Raw genomic sequence first — 15910 nt, 5'->3', positions numbered from 1 at the left:
AAAATGAGTTTTTCTTATTTTTTGTCTAATCTTCGGGGGTCAAGCCGCTATTCTTTGTTATTTCATCAATTTCATTAGATATTTTTTCAAAATAAAAAGATTTTCCTTCATTTGTTTTTTTTCTCAAATTTTCTATAGCCTCTTTCAAAACAGGGGCTTGCACACCAGGACTTGCATCCAAAAATTTATAATATTCTGTATAACTTAAATAATAATGTGGTAACTTTATTTCTTCTTTAGAAATTTTTCTAATTTTAAAATTATTGCCTTTAAATGCATTTTCATATTCATTATTAGAATCAAATATTATTATTTTAGGTGAAATGTTTTTATTATTATCTTTAACATTTAATCTTCCTTTTTTTAATCCTTGAATAATCGAAACTATAGTACATGTTTTTCCTGTTCCTGTATTTCCAAATACTCCTAAATGCTTTCCAAATAGAATATCTGGATCACATTTAACAGTTACAGAAGAATTATTAAAACTATTACCTATTTCAAGATAATTTTTTGTTTTCTTGGAAAATAGTTCCTTTTCTAGCTTTTCGGGCAAAGAATACACCTTAGTTCCAATAAGTGGAAATGTATTTATTCCTGTATCAAAGCTATTTATATATTCATCATATATTCCCATTAAAAGGATTTCTAAAATATACTTATTTTTATCATAATGCTCCAAAGTATTTCCTTTAAAAAGATTTTTATCTGAAATCTTTATTATTCTACCTATAATTTTTTTGTTATTTGGTAATTTTGAAAATACTAATTTATTTAGAGAAATGGGAAAAATACTATTTCCATAGTTATTCTGTAGTTTATTTATTTTAGAATTTTCTGTAACTTCCACTAAAATTTTCATACCTGATATCTCAACAATTTTCCCTATTTCTACAGCTATATCAAGCATTTTTATCTCCTTCTTTTAATTTCTTTAGTGTATTAATAAAAATCTCTTCAAAATTATTTTCTGTATAATATGGAATCAAATACTCAACAATATACTCAAACCTACCTAATATTGGACCACTAAAAATAGTAATTCTTGAATCTTCACGACTTAAATCAAATAACTTCTCTAAGAATTCTGGTATATTTTTATCTCCTTTTTTAGCATAAGAAAACACTACAAGGTTAAAATCTGGATTCGATAATGCATTAGCAATTATATCATTAACATGAACATCCAAAAAACTGTATCCCATAACTATTAATGTAGAATTTTTTCTATTTATATAATTTACAAATGCTCTAAATAATTCGCTATATGGTAAATCTAAAGATTGTTTTATTTTCGTTTGAATTGGATAAATTATATAATCAGTTTTTTCTATATTTAACTTTCCATTTTTGAATAGAGGTTGTCTTTCAACAATGCCATAAGGTGCAGCCATTTCATCTTCTATCCATGTAAGAGAACCATGTAACTTAAATAAATTTACTGATGTATTAAAAGTTTTGATTCCGTCAGAGTTTTTTAAATAATAATTCAAATTATAAAAGGAAGGATTGAACTTTCTTATGGTAAAACCATGAAAACCATTATTAACTATGATTCCTAACTCCTCTGCACTTTTTTCAATTAATAAATCATAATTCAGCGTAAAAATATTTGCTCTATTCAAATGCCCTTCTCTTGAAACTATTCTTTTTAAAAACATTTTATGATATGCATTTTTTTGATAATCTATAGTTTCAACATAATCTTTTATAAATTGTTTTTTATAATCTTTTATGAGATTATCTACTTCATCAGAGACATCTTTCTCTTCTTTAATTATTCTATAATAGTTTCTAATCTGCAATAAATTATCAAGTACTTCTTCAGGTCTTTTGTTTTTTAATTTCTTCACCGCTTCTTTTATTTCAGAATCACCTTCATCATTTTCATTATCCTCTAATATTTTGATTAAGTTGTTATTACTTTTTTCATTAATCGTTTCAGAACCAGCATATCTAGAACAACCATTTCCTATTAAAAAATTCAAATTTTCGCTTAATAAAAATTTTGATATTATGTCATTTCTTATAGACTCAGTTTTTCTCTTGAAAATCTCCCTTAATTTATCCAAATCTATTTCATAATATATCTTTTTATCATCAGCTTTGCTTTCTTTTTCTTTAAAACTAAAATAACTTTTATCTAAAAACACTTTATTTACCAATTTCTCCTCAAGTCCATATTTCTCAATATATTCAACTAATTCAGAAGATAAATCAGAAACGTTAGGAGAATTTTCACTATCAATTTCAAAAATTTCTTTTAATTCATTACTAGTAAATTTAATAGAACAATCTTTCGTATCATAAATATATTCCATAAATATCCACCTCTTATATTATTTCCATTATCACTTTTGAAACAACAGGATCTTCTGTAATAATCAATGGTATTGCGTTATTTTGAAGCATTTTCCTCAAAGTTTCCAAAATTTTTTTTAATAACTTCTTCATTTTGAGAGCTACAATCATATACTATTACATGATTTCCAAAATGTTCGGTATAAAATGCTCCCTGTCCAACAGAATGAAAAATTCTTATCATTATCACCCTTTTATTTTTTTATTTCAAAAAAACTCCTTGGTAACTTTTCGATGTCTACTTTTGATGATTAAATCCATTCAACGACCTTCCTTATATTTACACTTAGAAATTTCATTTCTAAGTGTTTGAAAAATTTTTGGTAATCTTCTTAAAGAATTAATTGCTTCATTATATATTTTTATATTATATGCATTTCCACCAAAATCACGAATTCTTACTTTTTTATTCTTTTCAACATATTGAATATGTATATGATTCCTATAATCACGCAATCTATCAAGAACATTATAAAAATTTTCATCTATTAAATTCGCATCTAATAAAAAATCCATACATTCTTTAAAAAGAGGAAACCCTTCTTTTTTCCTAATTTTATTAGCCTTCTTATTTAACCCTTTTTTATTTTTTATTGAAATTGCAATATTGGAATTACAACTTGAGAAATTTTTGCAATTGGAATAACAATTATTAACCACTTTTTCCAGCATTGCAGAGAGATAAGCCTCTATTACTGTAGTTACACTTATAATGGCATTTTTTCTAAAAATACTTCCAATCGATAAACCATCATTTCCAAAATTTGTTCGATTAAGTATATAATTAAGAAAATCAGTATATTGAATTGCATATGCAACATTTCTTGCTAAATTTTTATCATCAAATAAATCCAATTTATATTTAGAATAAATAGTATCTATTTTTCTGAAATAACCTCTTGGAAATTTTATTTTTTTAGGGATAGGAACAATATCTTCAGGTGGATTAAACTCTTCTTTTTTAATAATCTCTTCAAGTTCCTGAAGATTTTTTTCTATTTCATCTATTTTATTAATTATCAAACTTTCATTTTTAAAATTTTTTCCCATCCTAAAACCCCCATATTCTTATAATATTATTTTTTATTTTAGAGAGATTACAATATAATTATACCATTTTTGTACTGTTTTTTTTACAAAATATAATTTCTTTACTTTTTTTATAATTTAATTAATATATCACCTTATATATTAAAAATTTAACTTTTTCACAATGAAATTTTTCCATGTTACCCTTCAGTAACTTCATTTGCAAATTATTACTCAACTATTCACATGCAAGAACAATAAGATATACTACAATCGTCAGCGCTGACAGAGAAAAAATACGAAGTATTTTTTAATGTTTTATTTTTTATGATTTCTTTAAAATTAAAACTTTTAATCCTATATCCGCTGTAAGCGTGTAATACCGAAGGTGAGTAACAACGACAAACTCGTTTGTCAGTTGTGAAAAAGTAAAACTTTTTCTTTGTATTGCTTTTATTAAAATCAAAAACTAAAAATCCTAATCCCCACTGGAGGTGAGACTATGGCAACTAAAATTAGTTTAGGTGACAAAGCAAGAATCTCTTTTGATTACGGAGTGGATGCAGAAGGAAAACAAATTGTAAAAAGAAAATCATTCAAAATTATTGCTGGAGCAACTGATGATCAAATATACACTGCTGCTAACAACTTTGCTTCATTGTGTGAAAAATCATTGCTCGAAATTGAAAAAATTGAAAATTATGAATTACAGGCTTAATAGGAGGTGAGTTCTGATGGCAAAAAAACTTAGAATGTCTTTTGTAAATAGTGCAGATGGAAAAAGAAAAACAATATATTTAAATGACCCAAGAGCAGATTTAACAGACACAGAAGTACAAAATGCAATGGATTCATTTGTTGGAGTATTTGTTCCAGTTGGATATGAAAAAGATAATGCAACAATTGTTGATACAACAACCAATGAACTCTTTGATTTAATTCAGTAACAAAAACCGGGGGTAACCCCGGTTTTAAATTAAATTATGAAAAATTTTAATTTTTATGTTTTCAAATCTAAATACAGTTCAAAAAATCAAATTCACTCAAACAGCTCGATTGCATTTCCTCAAAAATTATTCATTCTCAGCCGTCGCTCAAACAATACATCGTGTATTGTTTCGCTCAAAATTACATCCATGTAATTTTGCCGGCTTTCATTTATAATTTTCGAGGGCAATCTTCGAGTCTTCGTTTCATTTGTACTTTTTGAACCGTGTACAATTAAATTCTTTATCCAATACCCGCCGTAGGCGTGTAACACCGGAGGTGAGACCATGTGGGACTTCTTAAAAATATTATTATTAAACATAATGGACCAATTCTTCAAAATGTTAACAGAAATTTCAAAAGAAGATAAAACAGAAGAAAAAATAAAAGAACTAAAAGAATTACAAGAAAATTTCAACAAAGAATTAAACAAACAAATCCAATTATTATCAGCAGAAATTGATGAAAAATTCGAAGAAATAAAAGACGAAATTGAAGAAAATTAAACATATTATTCAAAAACGTTTTATTAAAACTTAAAATCAAAACCTTTACTTTAACACTATTTTGTAGTATAATGTAATAGTATGATAAAAGTTCTGTAGGTTAAAATACTATAAAAATATTCACATAATCCAAAAAACAAAAGGGGGATGGTAATCATGGGGTTAATCACAATCCCGTACTTTTGCAGGAAGTATGATTTTCATGAAGCGGATGTTTTAAGAAACATTGTAAAATTTCTCAGAATCCAGCCAGTAACAGGAAATTTAGAAACAAGAGGCATGCGATTTTATAGAGAAAAAGATTTGTTTTTTGTCTATGATCAATTAATTAAAATGGCTGAAATCAAAAAAACGGATTTTGAGGAGGTCTAACTAAGCCAGTGCGAAAGCACTGGCTTTTATTATATCAAAATTTTATTGTGAAATCAAATGAATCTTACTTCTTAGCAAGAAATTAATTCCAAAAAATTATATTAAATCTTACCTTCTAATACTTCATTAATCATTTCACACGAAATACTTTCACCTGCTAAAAATGCTTTTAGCCCTCCAGAAAAATTAAACTTCACATTCTCTTTACCAAAAATTCCTGTATATTTATTTATTAAAATCTCTTTATCTTTGAAAATTTTCCTTGCTTCTTCTTCGCTATACCATCTATTGCCTTTATTATTCTCAGAATAATCCATAACATAAGCCTTTCTTTTTTCTCCATCACTAAATACATTAAACATTATGTTTCTCATCTGTAATCCTCAGGAAAAGATTAATTGAACCTTCATATATAGTTTATTTATTCAAATGATGTTTTAACTTCTTATATAATTTTATTCCAACAGCAATACCCAAAACACCAAAAATTAAAATTCTCGAAAGTCTTTCAATAAAAGAAAACATTCCAAAATATTTTGCTATTAAATATTGTGAAATGCCCAAAACAATTATTAAAAAGGCCCAACCAAACATATATCTTGCTGATATTGTTTTATCTTTTAAATTATATCTTACATTTAAAGCATGAAAAAATAAAAGAAAAAAATAGGATATTAATGTTGTTATTGCTGCTATTTCATATCCAAATTTCGGTATTAATAATATATTTAAAACAATGTTTATTACTCCTGCTAATAAAGTTCCTAATGAAATTGATCCCGTTTTTTTATAAAAAAATGCAAAGTTTACATATATTGTAGATAAAAATTGCATATAATATGATACTATTATTATTGGTATTATTATTAAAGAAGTGTTATAAATTTTTGGAGCCATTATTAACCCTAACTCTGGCGTAAGTATTAATATTAATGATAATATTATAATATAAAATTCATTATAATACTTTGATTTAATATTTATATCATTTTTCTTACTTTCAAACATCTTATCATAAAACCAGGGTACCCATGCAAGATTTGTTGCTCCTAATATTATTAACGGAATCATTCCTAATGTATATGCATAACTATATAACCCTACTTTTTCTGATCCTATTATTTTTTGTATAGCCAATCTATCAAATTGAGATAAAATTATACCTGATAAATTATGTAATATTAAAGGAACTCCAATTAATAATGAATATTTCCATGCTTTTAACCATATCAATTTTTTTCCTTTAATTATTATTACCAAAAATAATATTGATGATAATATTATTTTTGAAATTATATCTCCATATATTCTTCCAAGATATTTATTATTTTCTATTATCAATAATAACCATATTGACAATACTACATTTAATAAGGCATTTGTTAAGCTTAACAATGATTTCTTTTTATAATCTTTTTCAAATATTTTTATTGATGTATAAAAAGTAAATATAAATGCTAAATATCCTGAAGTTACTGCCAATATCAGGACAATTGAATCAATATTGAAAATTTTTGAAGTTTGGTTTTTAAATAACCATATAAAAAAGAATTGTATTATAAAACTTATTAATGATAAAAATAAAGTCGAGGATAAAAACTCTTTCTTCTTTTCTTTAAAATCATTAATACCTGTTCCTATTGATGCATGTATATCCAATCCTGTAATAATCATAAATATTCCAACAAATGTTGTATATACTGACACTATACCGTATTCTTCAACTGTTAGTAATCTCGTAAAAATAGGAATGGTTATAAATGCCATTCCTTTTAATAAAAAATCTGTTATTGTATACCATATTCCTGATTTTATAGTTGGGCTATTTTTTATTTTTTTTATTATTTGGTCTATTTTTATCACCACACATTATTACAACAATTTTTTATAATATTCCCATTGTCCTACATCAATCATCTTTTCTTCTGACTTATATACTTTAATTCTTTTATTATTTTCACTTGCTCTTTTCAATAGTTGTGGCATATCTATTTTTTCATCTAATTTTATTAGTTCAATTATTCCTGGATTTAATACATATATACCCGTATTAACATTAAATTCATAATTTGGTTTCTCTTCTATTTTTATATAATTATTTTTTTCATCAAATTTTAAAACACCATATGCTATATCAATATTCTCCCTTGCAGAAATTATTGTTATATCTGCTTTTTCTTTTAAATGATATTCCAATACTTCTGAAAAATTTATATTCAACAAAACATCACAATTTGCTACAAAAAACGGTCTTTTCATGTTATACAATCTAAGATAAGCTATACTGCCTGCTGTTCCAAGAAAATCTTTTTCTTCTATGTATTCAATATTATATTTTAATTCAGAAAAATAATTTTTTATTAGGTCTTTTTTATAATTTACACTCAATATAAACTCATCAAAACCTGAATTTAAAAATTGTTCCATTATCTTTTCAATAATCGTTTTATCTCTATATGGAACTAACGGTTTGGGAATAACTTTTGTTAAGGGATATAACCTCGTTCCTTTTCCTCCAGCCATTATTAATACTTTAGTCTTTAATTTTGATAACTCTTGAAAATTTATTGGTATTTTTAAAACTTTTCTTATTTCCATATTATCATTTAACACTGGCAAATATTCTACATTATATTTTAAAATATCATTATATGATAATCCTTTATATTCTTTTTCAAGTATATATTTGAATTTTTTATTCATTAAATCATACGCTTTTAATTTGGATATATTAGTATTTTTTGAATTGTATATATGTCTTCTAATATCTCCATCAGTAATTGTTCCTATCAACTTATTGTTTTCCAAAACAAACAGGATTTTGTATGGAGATTCATTTAAATTATCAATTATTTTTTCTAATGAAATTTCTTTTGTTATTAAAACAAAATCATTTATTTCTTTTATCTTCATAAATTTCCTCCAATAACAGTTCTGCTAACTTTAAATCTAGATAATTGTCAATATCTATTGATCTATCTGCTGGCATTATATATGCATAACTTTTTTCGCTATAAAAATCTTTTACTTTTAAAAAATAATCTACTTTTGAAATATAAATTGCACCATTTATTCTATAATATTTCGGTAAGTCTTGCCGTCTCTTGTTTTTTACTTCTTCTCTAATGAATTTTGAAAGATTTAAATCTTCTGGAAGTGTGTTGCTAAATAATGGTGAATGTTCTACTTCACATATACTAACAATTGAATTTGCATTTTTTTCAAACAATAATTTAACTGCACTTAAAATATCTTCTGCTTTTCTTAATGGAGATGTGGGTTGTAATAATATAAAATAATCAAAGTTTATATTTTTATTTATGTAATAATTTAAAGTATGAATTATTACATCTATACTGTTTGCTGTATCTGTTGATAATTCAACTGGTCTTAAAAAAGGTACACTTGCTCCATATTTTTTTGCTACTTCTGCAATTTTTTTAGAATCTGTTGTAACCATAATTTCATCAAACACGTCGCTTTTTTTTGCAGCTTCTATAGTATAGCTTATTAATGGTTTATTTTTTAAATTAATTATATTCTTATCTTTTATTCCTTTTGATCCACCTCTTGCTGGTATTATTGCTAAAAATTTTTTATCCCTATACATATTATTTTTCCTCCATAAAATGATTCCATGTAAAACCTTCATCTTCGTTTATTTCTTTAATTAATTTTTTGCCTATTATTATATCTAAAAATTCAGGTTCTAATCCTTCATTTGTTCTTTTTATTTCAATATCTTCAATCTTCAAAATTTCTCCCACTTTTATATTTCTTTTTGCTACCAATTTTTTTCTTACTACTTTTTTTATTTCTATTTCGCTTTTATTTGGTTTTTTTATTCCATTACCTAATGCTTTTTCTATATTTCTTATAGCTTTCACCATTGCTTCCAATTCATCTGGTTCTAATGATGCTTTATGATCTGGTCCTCGTAAGTTTTTATCTAAAGTAAAATGTTTTTCTATAATTTGCGCTCCCATAGCTACAGCCGCAACAGGCACTTCGATTCCTAAGGTATGATCGGAATAACCAACAGGTAATTTAAAAGCTTCTTTCAGTGTGAGCATTGCTTTCAAATTAACTTCCTCATAAGGTGTTGGATAATTTGTCGTACAATGCAAAAGATATATTTCTGAATTTTTATTCACACTATATATAATGTCCAAAGCTTTTTCCACTTCACCTAATGTTGCCATACCTGTTGACATTATTATTGGTTTGTTTTTTTCTGCTATTTGTTTTAAATATGGATAATTTATGATTTCACCAGATGGAATTTTATAATATGGTATTAATTCTTCTAAAAAATCGATACTTTCATGGTCAAAGGGCGAAGATAAAAATTCAATACCTTTTTCATCACAATATTTTTTTAATTTTATAAAATCTTCAAAATTCAATTCAAATTCTCTTATCATATCAATTTGTCTCATTTGTTTTTTTAAATTGTTTTTTTGGTAAGATGCCATTTTAGCAAAAATTGATGCTACTTTATTTGCTTTAAAAGTTTGAAATTTTATAGCATCTGCTTTTGCTTCAGCAGCAGCATTAATTAATTTGTATGCGATATTAATATCTCCATTATGATTTACACCAGCTTCAGCTATTATATAAACTCCATTTTTTATCATTTTATCCCTTCTTTCAAATTAAAAAATTGATATCGAAGAATTCTTTTTTTATTTTTAGTTTTTTGTTTTTTATATAATCTTTTATTATATTATATATCTTTTTTGCCGCCCCTCCTTGGTCATATGGATTTATAATAGTTTCTTTATCTAAATTTTCAGCTATTTTTATCGCTTTTAATATTTCCTTTTTTGACGGCTTTACATCTATTATACTATTTCCCTTTACCCTGCCATTTTGTCTTTCTCCTATATTTATTGTTGGAATTTTAAAAGATGGTGCTTCAACAATACCGCTGGAAGAATTCCCCATTATCAAATCAACATATCTCATTGTTGATAAATATTTTAATGTTCCAAGATTAGTTACTGCTAATACTTTATCAGAATATTTTAAAGAAAATTTATCAATATATTTATTTATTTTCCTTCCACCTTCATCAGCATTGCTTTTTGTTATTATTACCCTATAACCACTATTTATCAATTTTTCTAAAGTATCAAAAATTTCTTTTAATTCATTATCTAATTTGTTTTTATTTAAAGTAGCTGGGTGATATGTAAATAATATATTTTTTTCTCCAAATTTGAATTCTAATTCTTTCTCCAACTCTTCTTTTTTTAATAATTTTAACCCTTTTATATTATCTAATCCTATTGCCCCAACGTTAAATACTCTTTCGGGAGACTCTCCTAATTGTATAACTCGTTTTCTATATTCTTCTGTTGAAGTAAAGTGTAGATAACTCATTTTTGTTATTGAGTGCCTTATTCCTTCATCAATTGCTCCTTCGGTTTTTTCACCACCGTACAAATGAACAATTGGAATTTTCATTATATATGCAGAAATCGCAATAGCCAATGCTTCAAATCTATCTCCTAAAATTACTAGAACATCTGGATTTAATCTTTTCAAAGATTCTGAAAAACTTATTAAACCCAATCCTATGGACTTGTTTATTCCAATAGCGCTATCACTTGATAATAATATTTCTATTTTTTCATTTATATTAAAACTATCTTTTTCTATCTCTTTATACGTTAACCCAAATTCAGGAGAGAGATGCATACCAGAAACTATTATTTGCAACTCATGTTCTTTATTCTCTTTTATAATTTTCATTAATGGCCACAATAAGCCATATTCAGCTCTTGTACCTGTAAAAATACATACTTTTTTCATTTTTATTCCACCCTTATATTTTATATTTATACAAAAATTTATTCCAATCATATTTTGAATTTATTTTATAGAAACTTATATTTACTTTTAAAGCCGCTCCATCTAATTTTTCATCATCACCTATATGAATTACTTCATTAGAATTTAAATTAAATTCACCAAGGAAATCTTCAAACATTCTTGTAGAAGGTTTTCTTTCGGGAGGCTTATAAGAATCCGAAATATAGATTCTATCAAATACATTTTCTATTTTTAATAATTTTATTTTGTTTTTTTGCACTTCCAAATTTCCATTTGTAATTAATGCCAACAATACATTATTTCCCTTCAATATATTTAATACACGAATAGCTTCCTCCCATAAATGTATATTAACTTTTCCATTTCTATATATTTTCAAAACAACATTTTTTACGAACAATTCCCAATCCTCCGGAATTTTACCTTTTATCTCAATAAATGCTTTATCAAAAATTTTATATTGCATTTTATTCAGAAATAATTCAATTAATTTATTTTTATATATAGTAGAGAAAATTTTATATTTTTTTTCTACTTCATGAGATATTAATTCAAACATTTGAAATTCATACTCTTTCTGGTCGAATAATGTATTATCTAAATCTATACTAATTCCTTTTAATCTAATTCTATCAACTCCTCTTTTCTTTTATATAATGCATTATCATATCTCATTAAAAACAAATTTTCAATATAATTATTTTCATTAAATTTAAGATCTTTTTTATAAAACATATTCAATAGTAATTCTATATAATTGGCACCAGCAAAATGAGATAACGGATATCCCCCACCAAATCTGGCATTTATTTCTATAAGATAATAATTTCCATCTTTTTTATTTTTTATAAATTGTACATTTATTACACCATTAGGTTTGAAATTCTTAACAAGAATTTTTATTATTTCCGTTAATTTTTTGTCTTTTTGTGTAACTCCCCTCTCAATTTCTCCTCCTCTTACTTTTAAACGCTTTCTTTGAGATTCAAAAATTAAAACTCCTTCTTCAGTACCAAAAATATCTACCGTTATTTCGTCTCCATCAATATATTCTTGAACAATATATTGATCACTGAGAGAGTTAAATATTTTTTTTAAGTCTGATTTTCCCTTGCATTTAAATATTCCTTTAGATGCTGATCCAGTTCTTGGTTTTAATATTATTGGAAATTTTATATTTTTCTTAAGTAATAAGTTTGATACTTTATAAGTAAATGGAACTCTTATACCAGATTTCTGAGCCCATAAAAACGTTTCCCATTTATCTATTGAAACGTTTATACTTTCTTCTTTAGAAATCATCACAAAAATATTTTCTTTTTCAAATAAATTTCTATATTTAGAAAAATATTTTAATTCTGGATCAATTAAAGGTATAATAATAGAAATATCTTCGGATTTTGCAATTTTTAAAACTTTAAAAACATACTTTTCATTTATTTCATACGGCAATTTAAACGCTTTATCTACAAAATATAAAGCAGGGGATAGTTCATCATAGTCAGCTCCATAAATTTTGAAATTATTACTATATTTAGATAATTCTTTTTTAAAGAGCGCTATTAGCTCAACCCTTCTCCCGGGTGAAGTAAATAATATTTTCATACTCATTCCCTCTTTCATATCAATATTGGATTAGATTTATCTTATATTATAAATTAATAAAAAAGACTTGTAAATTTTTCAAATTATAGATTTTTTTATCTTTTCAACAACAAATTTAACATCTTCTTCTGTTAAATTTGTACTACATGGAATATTTAATACTTTTTCCCAATAATATTTTGCTTTTTTTATTTTATAAGCATAATTTTTTTCAAATGGCTTTTGCAAATGATTTAGATACCATATAGGTCTTGTTTCTATCCCTTTTTCTTTTAATTTTTTTAATAATTCATCTCTGGATATTTTATCATTTTCTATGAATAGTGAATAAAACCAATAATTAGGTCTTGTGTTTTGCCCGAAATTCAATAATCTCAAACCATCTATTTCTGAAATCAATTCTTTATATAATTTATAATTTTTTGTTTTTATTTCAATAAACTTTTCTAATTGTTCAAGTTGAGCAACTCCAAGTGCAGCCTGTAAATTTGTCATTCTATAATTGTATCCTATTTCATTATGTATATAATATAATGAATCATCCTTTGATTGGGTGGATAAGTACTTCGCTTTTTCTGCAATTTTTATATCTCTGGCAACGAGCATTCCTCCTCCACCGGTGGTTATTATTTTATTTCCATTAAATGAATATACTCCTATATTTCCTATTGTTCCAGCAAATTTCCCATTATATTTTCCTTCTGTATATTTTGTTCCTAAAGCTTCTGTTGCATCTTCTATTACTTTTAAATTATATTTTTCAGCTATATTCATCAAACTTTCCATATCAGCCATATTTCCAAATATGTGCACAACAACTATTGCTTTTATTATCCTACCTGTATTTTTGTTTTTTAATCCTTCTTTTGTTAATTCGCAGTTATTTTTTAAAAATTCCTCTAATTTGTTAATATCTATATTTAATGAATCATCACAATCCATGAATATAGGTTCAGCACATAAATATTTTACAGGATTTACTGCAGCTATAAATGTTAAGGTTGGAACTATTACTTCATCTCCTGGGTTAACCCCTAATAATTTTAATCCAAGATGAAGACCTGCTGTCCCACTCTGAACTGCAACTGCTTTTTCAATATTTAAATATTTTGATATTTCTTCTTCAAATCTTATTATGTATGATCCACCTGTAGACACCCACGTGGACTCAACAGCATCTAATACATATTCTTTTTCTTTTCCAATGAAATTTGGTATTGACAATGGTATATATTTCATGCCTTCACCTTCTAAACGTTATATATATCAACTTTAAAATATTGCATATTTTCTTTTATCCATTCTATTGTTTCTTTTAATCCTTCATCCAGTGTGTATTGAGGTTTCCATCCCGTTAATTTCATTGCCTTTTCTGGATTTGATAATAGTCTTTCAACTTCGGATTTTAATGGTCTTAGCCGTTGTTTATCTGTTACTATTTCAACATTTTTTCCAGTTAATTTTATTATTTTTTTGGCTAAATCCCCTATTGATATTTCTTTTCCTGTTCCAAGATTATATATATCTCCAATAGTTTTTTCATGTAAGCCAACTGTTATAAATCCATTTGCTGTGTCTTTTACATAATTTAAATCTCTTGTTGGTGTTAAATTTCCTAATTTTATTTGATTTTTACCCGCAAGTATTTGTGAGATTATTGTAGGTATTATAGCTCTTGCTGATTGTCTTGGCCCGTATGTATTAAACGGTCTTATTATTGTTACCGGCAATTCAAATGATCTATAATAGCTTAAAGCTAAATGATCCGCTGCAGCTTTTGAAGCTGCATATGGTGATTGAGGGTTATATGGGTGTTTTTCGTCTATTGGAACATATTGTGCTGTTCCGTATATTTCACTTGTTGAGGTATGTATTACTCTTTGCACGTTTAATTTTCTTGCTGCTTCTAATATATTATATGTTCCTTCTGTATTAGTTTTTATATATGCAAGAGGAGAAATATATGAATATGGTATTCCAATTAATGCTGCTAAATGAAAAACTATATCTACATCTTTCATTGCATCATACACACTATCATAATCTCTTATATCACCTGTATATATTTCAATATCGTTTTTATATTTTGAATTTTCAAGCCAACCCCAATTATTTTGAAAATTATATCTTACAAATGCTTTTACATTATATCCTCTTTCAACAAGCATTTCTGTTAAATGGAAACCTATAAATCCTTCTGCTCCTGTTACTAATACTTTCATTTTTTCACCTCAATTCTTATTTCATCTTTTAAAAATTTGATATAATTTTCTCTATTTTGACAATATAAAATCGTATTCACCCCTTACAAGATTTGGACAAAAAATAAGAAAGTGATATCATAAAATTGAAAAAAAGAAAGGGGTGTTTTTTAATGAGAAAACGAACTAATTATGAACCTGAATTTAAGTTGTCTGTCGTTAAAGAATATCTTTCTGATGATTCATTAACTCTTACATATTTTGCTTTGCAAAATAGAAATAGGTTAAAATTTTGATTATATAAAATATTTTTTATCTTCGATAAAAATGGGTTAAAAAATATAAAGATTCTAATTATGACGATAATGTGTTTCATTCAAAAAAAGGTCGTCCTAGTTCTATGATTTCTGATATTTCTAAAGTTCCTCCAATTATTTACGAATCTGCTGGTATTATTAAATCTAATTCAAATAATACTAATGATTCTGCTGCTTTAGAGAAAAAACTTAAATATTATGAACAATCGTTATGATTGTCTTCTTCTTGAAAAAGAACTTCTTATTAAAATGCAAGAGGATGAAATTAATTTTTTGAAAAAAAAACGACAACAGCAAAGAAAGTAACTTTTATTGGTGATTTGTCGATTATTACATGATGCTTTGCATCATGATATTTTGATTTTTTTATTTGTTTTAATAAATATATCTTTATAATTTTTTAGTTTGTTTTCAAACTAAAAAAACTTATGGTGTTTCTTTAAATTATATGCTTAATCGTTATAAGATTAAACGTAGCACTTTCTATTTTAAATCAAGATTGTTTTTTTGTTGTTAATCGTTATAGTAGGAAAAATATGCTCTTACTTCAAAGCAGTGGACAGCCTAAATTTAACTAAAAAAAGACCATTTAAAGCAATGTTTCTTTTTTCTAACAACTTTAATGCTTATTCTTCTTTATAGGGTGTCCAATTAGTAAGAAATAAAAAAGGCACTCCTTGATTCAATGTAGAAA

Annotated in this window: 20 protein-coding genes; 6 read left to right on the top strand and 14 right to left on the bottom strand. The window is 25.5% G+C overall.

Going from position 1 to position 15910, the window contains the following annotated elements; translation table 11 throughout:
* Positions 1 to 25: 25 nt before the first annotated feature.
* The 4 genes from X275_RS09275 to X275_RS09265 all read right to left on the bottom strand — a co-directional run bounded on the left by X275_RS09275 (position 26) and on the right by X275_RS09265 (position 3411).
* On the bottom strand, positions 26 to 910 hold the full coding sequence (locus tag X275_RS09275; protein ID WP_052913822.1) for a helicase HerA domain-containing protein: 885 nt from the start codon (positions 908 to 910) through the stop codon (positions 26 to 28).
* The gene (locus tag X275_RS09270) at positions 903 to 2321 is read right to left on the bottom strand and encodes an SIR2 family protein (protein WP_052913819.1); all 1419 of its coding nucleotides are present in this window, start codon (positions 2319 to 2321) and stop codon (positions 903 to 905) included. The genes X275_RS09275 and X275_RS09270 overlap by 8 nt, the downstream gene beginning before the upstream one ends.
* A 77-nt stretch (positions 2322 to 2398) precedes the next feature.
* Entirely contained in the window at positions 2399 to 2545 is a 147-nt protein-coding gene (locus X275_RS11570) for a hypothetical protein (protein WP_156168770.1), read from the bottom strand.
* Positions 2546 to 2622: 77 nt separating this feature from the next.
* A complete protein-coding gene (locus X275_RS09265; protein ID WP_047268544.1) occupies positions 2623 to 3411 on the bottom strand; it encodes a hypothetical protein in 789 nt (262 codons plus the stop codon).
* A 481-nt stretch (positions 3412 to 3892) separates the two neighbouring features.
* Between X275_RS09265 and X275_RS09260 the strand changes: the two genes are divergently transcribed.
* The 4 genes from X275_RS09260 to X275_RS09245 all read left to right on the top strand — a co-directional run bounded on the left by X275_RS09260 (position 3893) and on the right by X275_RS09245 (position 5255).
* The gene (locus tag X275_RS09260) at positions 3893 to 4108 is read left to right on the top strand and encodes a DUF1659 domain-containing protein (protein WP_047268543.1); all 216 of its coding nucleotides are present in this window, start codon (positions 3893 to 3895) and stop codon (positions 4106 to 4108) included.
* A 16-nt stretch (positions 4109 to 4124) separates the two neighbouring features.
* The gene (locus X275_RS09255; protein WP_047268542.1) at positions 4125 to 4337 is read left to right on the top strand and encodes a DUF2922 domain-containing protein; all 213 of its coding nucleotides are present in this window, start codon (positions 4125 to 4127) and stop codon (positions 4335 to 4337) included.
* Positions 4338 to 4664: 327 nt separating this feature from the next.
* A complete protein-coding gene (locus X275_RS09250) occupies positions 4665 to 4883 on the top strand; it encodes a hypothetical protein (protein ID WP_047266214.1) in 219 nt (72 codons plus the stop codon).
* Positions 4884 to 5039: 156 nt separating this feature from the next.
* Complete coding sequence (locus tag X275_RS09245; RefSeq protein ID WP_047268541.1) at positions 5040 to 5255, top strand: hypothetical protein; 216 nt, start codon at positions 5040 to 5042, stop codon at positions 5253 to 5255.
* Between the two features lie 101 nt (positions 5256 to 5356).
* Here X275_RS09245 and X275_RS09240 read toward each other — a convergent pair whose 3' ends face one another.
* From X275_RS09240 to X275_RS09195, 10 genes are all read right to left on the bottom strand, one after another.
* On the bottom strand, positions 5357 to 5629 hold the full coding sequence (locus tag X275_RS09240) for a hypothetical protein (RefSeq protein ID WP_047268540.1): 273 nt from the start codon (positions 5627 to 5629) through the stop codon (positions 5357 to 5359).
* A 43-nt stretch (positions 5630 to 5672) separates the two neighbouring features.
* Entirely contained in the window at positions 5673 to 7121 is a 1449-nt protein-coding gene (locus X275_RS09235) for a lipopolysaccharide biosynthesis protein (protein ID WP_052913817.1), read from the bottom strand.
* Between the two features lie 6 nt (positions 7122 to 7127).
* Positions 7128 to 8168, bottom strand: coding sequence for a sugar phosphate nucleotidyltransferase (locus tag X275_RS09230; RefSeq protein WP_047268539.1), 1041 nt, complete (start codon positions 8166 to 8168; stop codon positions 7128 to 7130).
* A complete protein-coding gene (locus tag X275_RS09225) occupies positions 8146 to 8865 on the bottom strand; it encodes an acylneuraminate cytidylyltransferase family protein (protein ID WP_047268538.1) in 720 nt (239 codons plus the stop codon). The genes X275_RS09230 and X275_RS09225 overlap by 23 nt, the downstream gene beginning before the upstream one ends.
* 1 nt (position 8866) lies before the next feature.
* A complete protein-coding gene (gene neuB, locus X275_RS09220; protein WP_047268537.1) occupies positions 8867 to 9892 on the bottom strand; it encodes an N-acetylneuraminate synthase in 1026 nt (341 codons plus the stop codon).
* 13 nt (positions 9893 to 9905) lie between these two features.
* On the bottom strand, positions 9906 to 11072 hold the full coding sequence (gene neuC / locus X275_RS09215) for a UDP-N-acetylglucosamine 2-epimerase (RefSeq protein ID WP_047268546.1): 1167 nt from the start codon (positions 11070 to 11072) through the stop codon (positions 9906 to 9908).
* A 13-nt stretch (positions 11073 to 11085) separates the two neighbouring features.
* A complete protein-coding gene (locus X275_RS11185; RefSeq protein WP_255350042.1) occupies positions 11086 to 11700 on the bottom strand; it encodes an HAD family hydrolase in 615 nt (204 codons plus the stop codon).
* 11 nt (positions 11701 to 11711) lie between these two features.
* On the bottom strand, positions 11712 to 12698 hold the full coding sequence (locus tag X275_RS09205; RefSeq protein ID WP_047268536.1) for an ATP-grasp domain-containing protein: 987 nt from the start codon (positions 12696 to 12698) through the stop codon (positions 11712 to 11714).
* Positions 12699 to 12776: 78 nt separating this feature from the next.
* Positions 12777 to 13937, bottom strand: a complete 1161-nt coding sequence (locus tag X275_RS09200; protein ID WP_047268535.1) for a LegC family aminotransferase — start codon at positions 13935 to 13937, stop codon at positions 12777 to 12779.
* An 11-nt stretch (positions 13938 to 13948) separates the two neighbouring features.
* Positions 13949 to 14920, bottom strand: coding sequence for an NAD-dependent 4,6-dehydratase LegB (locus X275_RS09195; protein WP_047268534.1), 972 nt, complete (start codon positions 14918 to 14920; stop codon positions 13949 to 13951).
* Positions 14921 to 15072: 152 nt separating this feature from the next.
* Between X275_RS09195 and X275_RS11840 the strand changes: the two genes are divergently transcribed.
* Both X275_RS11840 and X275_RS11835 read left to right on the top strand, forming a co-directional pair.
* Positions 15073 to 15195, top strand: a complete 123-nt coding sequence (locus X275_RS11840; protein WP_255350041.1) for a hypothetical protein — start codon at positions 15073 to 15075, stop codon at positions 15193 to 15195.
* Positions 15196 to 15299: 104 nt separating this feature from the next.
* Positions 15300 to 15431, top strand: coding sequence for a hypothetical protein (locus tag X275_RS11835; RefSeq protein ID WP_255350040.1), 132 nt, complete (start codon positions 15300 to 15302; stop codon positions 15429 to 15431).
* Positions 15432 to 15910: the final 479 nt, after the last annotated feature.

This window comes from Marinitoga sp. 1197 (genome assembly GCF_001021165.1).
Lineage (GTDB): Bacteria > Thermotogota > Thermotogae > Petrotogales > Petrotogaceae > Marinitoga.
This window is presented reverse-complemented; position numbering and strand designations above follow the sequence as displayed.

Excerpts from the sequence above, each read along its gene's own strand:
- X275_RS09200 (WP_047268535.1), bottom strand. The coding sequence starts at position 13,937 with ATGAAATATATACCATTGTCAATACCAAATTTCATTGGAAAAGAAAAA.
- X275_RS09195 (WP_047268534.1), bottom strand. The coding sequence starts at position 14,920 with ATGAAAGTATTAGTAACAGGAGCAGAAGGATTTATAGGTTTCCATTTA.
- X275_RS09225 (WP_047268538.1), bottom strand. The coding sequence starts at position 8,865 with ATGTATAGGGATAAAAAATTTTTAGCAATAATACCAGCAAGAGGTGGA.
- X275_RS09255 (WP_047268542.1), top strand. The coding sequence starts at position 4,125 with ATGGCAAAAAAACTTAGAATGTCTTTTGTAAATAGTGCAGATGGAAAA.
- neuC (WP_047268546.1), bottom strand. The coding sequence starts at position 11,072 with ATGAAAAAAGTATGTATTTTTACAGGTACAAGAGCTGAATATGGCTTA.
- X275_RS09240 (WP_047268540.1), bottom strand. The coding sequence starts at position 5,629 with ATGAGAAACATAATGTTTAATGTATTTAGTGATGGAGAAAAAAGAAAG.
- X275_RS09275 (WP_052913822.1), bottom strand. The coding sequence starts at position 910 with ATGCTTGATATAGCTGTAGAAATAGGGAAAATTGTTGAGATATCAGGT.
- X275_RS09260 (WP_047268543.1), top strand. The coding sequence starts at position 3,893 with ATGGCAACTAAAATTAGTTTAGGTGACAAAGCAAGAATCTCTTTTGAT.
- neuB (WP_047268537.1), bottom strand. The coding sequence starts at position 9,892 with ATGATAAAAAATGGAGTTTATATAATAGCTGAAGCTGGTGTAAATCAT.
- X275_RS09205 (WP_047268536.1), bottom strand. The coding sequence starts at position 12,698 with ATGAAAATATTATTTACTTCACCCGGGAGAAGGGTTGAGCTAATAGCG.
- X275_RS09250 (WP_047266214.1), top strand. The coding sequence starts at position 4,665 with ATGTGGGACTTCTTAAAAATATTATTATTAAACATAATGGACCAATTC.
- X275_RS09265 (WP_047268544.1), bottom strand. The coding sequence starts at position 3,411 with ATGGGAAAAAATTTTAAAAATGAAAGTTTGATAATTAATAAAATAGAT.
- X275_RS11835 (WP_255350040.1), top strand. The coding sequence starts at position 15,300 with ATGATTTCTGATATTTCTAAAGTTCCTCCAATTATTTACGAATCTGCT.
- X275_RS11840 (WP_255350041.1), top strand. The coding sequence starts at position 15,073 with ATGAGAAAACGAACTAATTATGAACCTGAATTTAAGTTGTCTGTCGTT.
- X275_RS09230 (WP_047268539.1), bottom strand. The coding sequence starts at position 8,168 with ATGAAGATAAAAGAAATAAATGATTTTGTTTTAATAACAAAAGAAATT.
- X275_RS11570 (WP_156168770.1), bottom strand. The coding sequence starts at position 2,545 with ATGATAAGAATTTTTCATTCTGTTGGACAGGGAGCATTTTATACCGAA.
- X275_RS09270 (WP_052913819.1), bottom strand. The coding sequence starts at position 2,321 with ATGGAATATATTTATGATACGAAAGATTGTTCTATTAAATTTACTAGT.
- X275_RS09245 (WP_047268541.1), top strand. The coding sequence starts at position 5,040 with ATGGGGTTAATCACAATCCCGTACTTTTGCAGGAAGTATGATTTTCAT.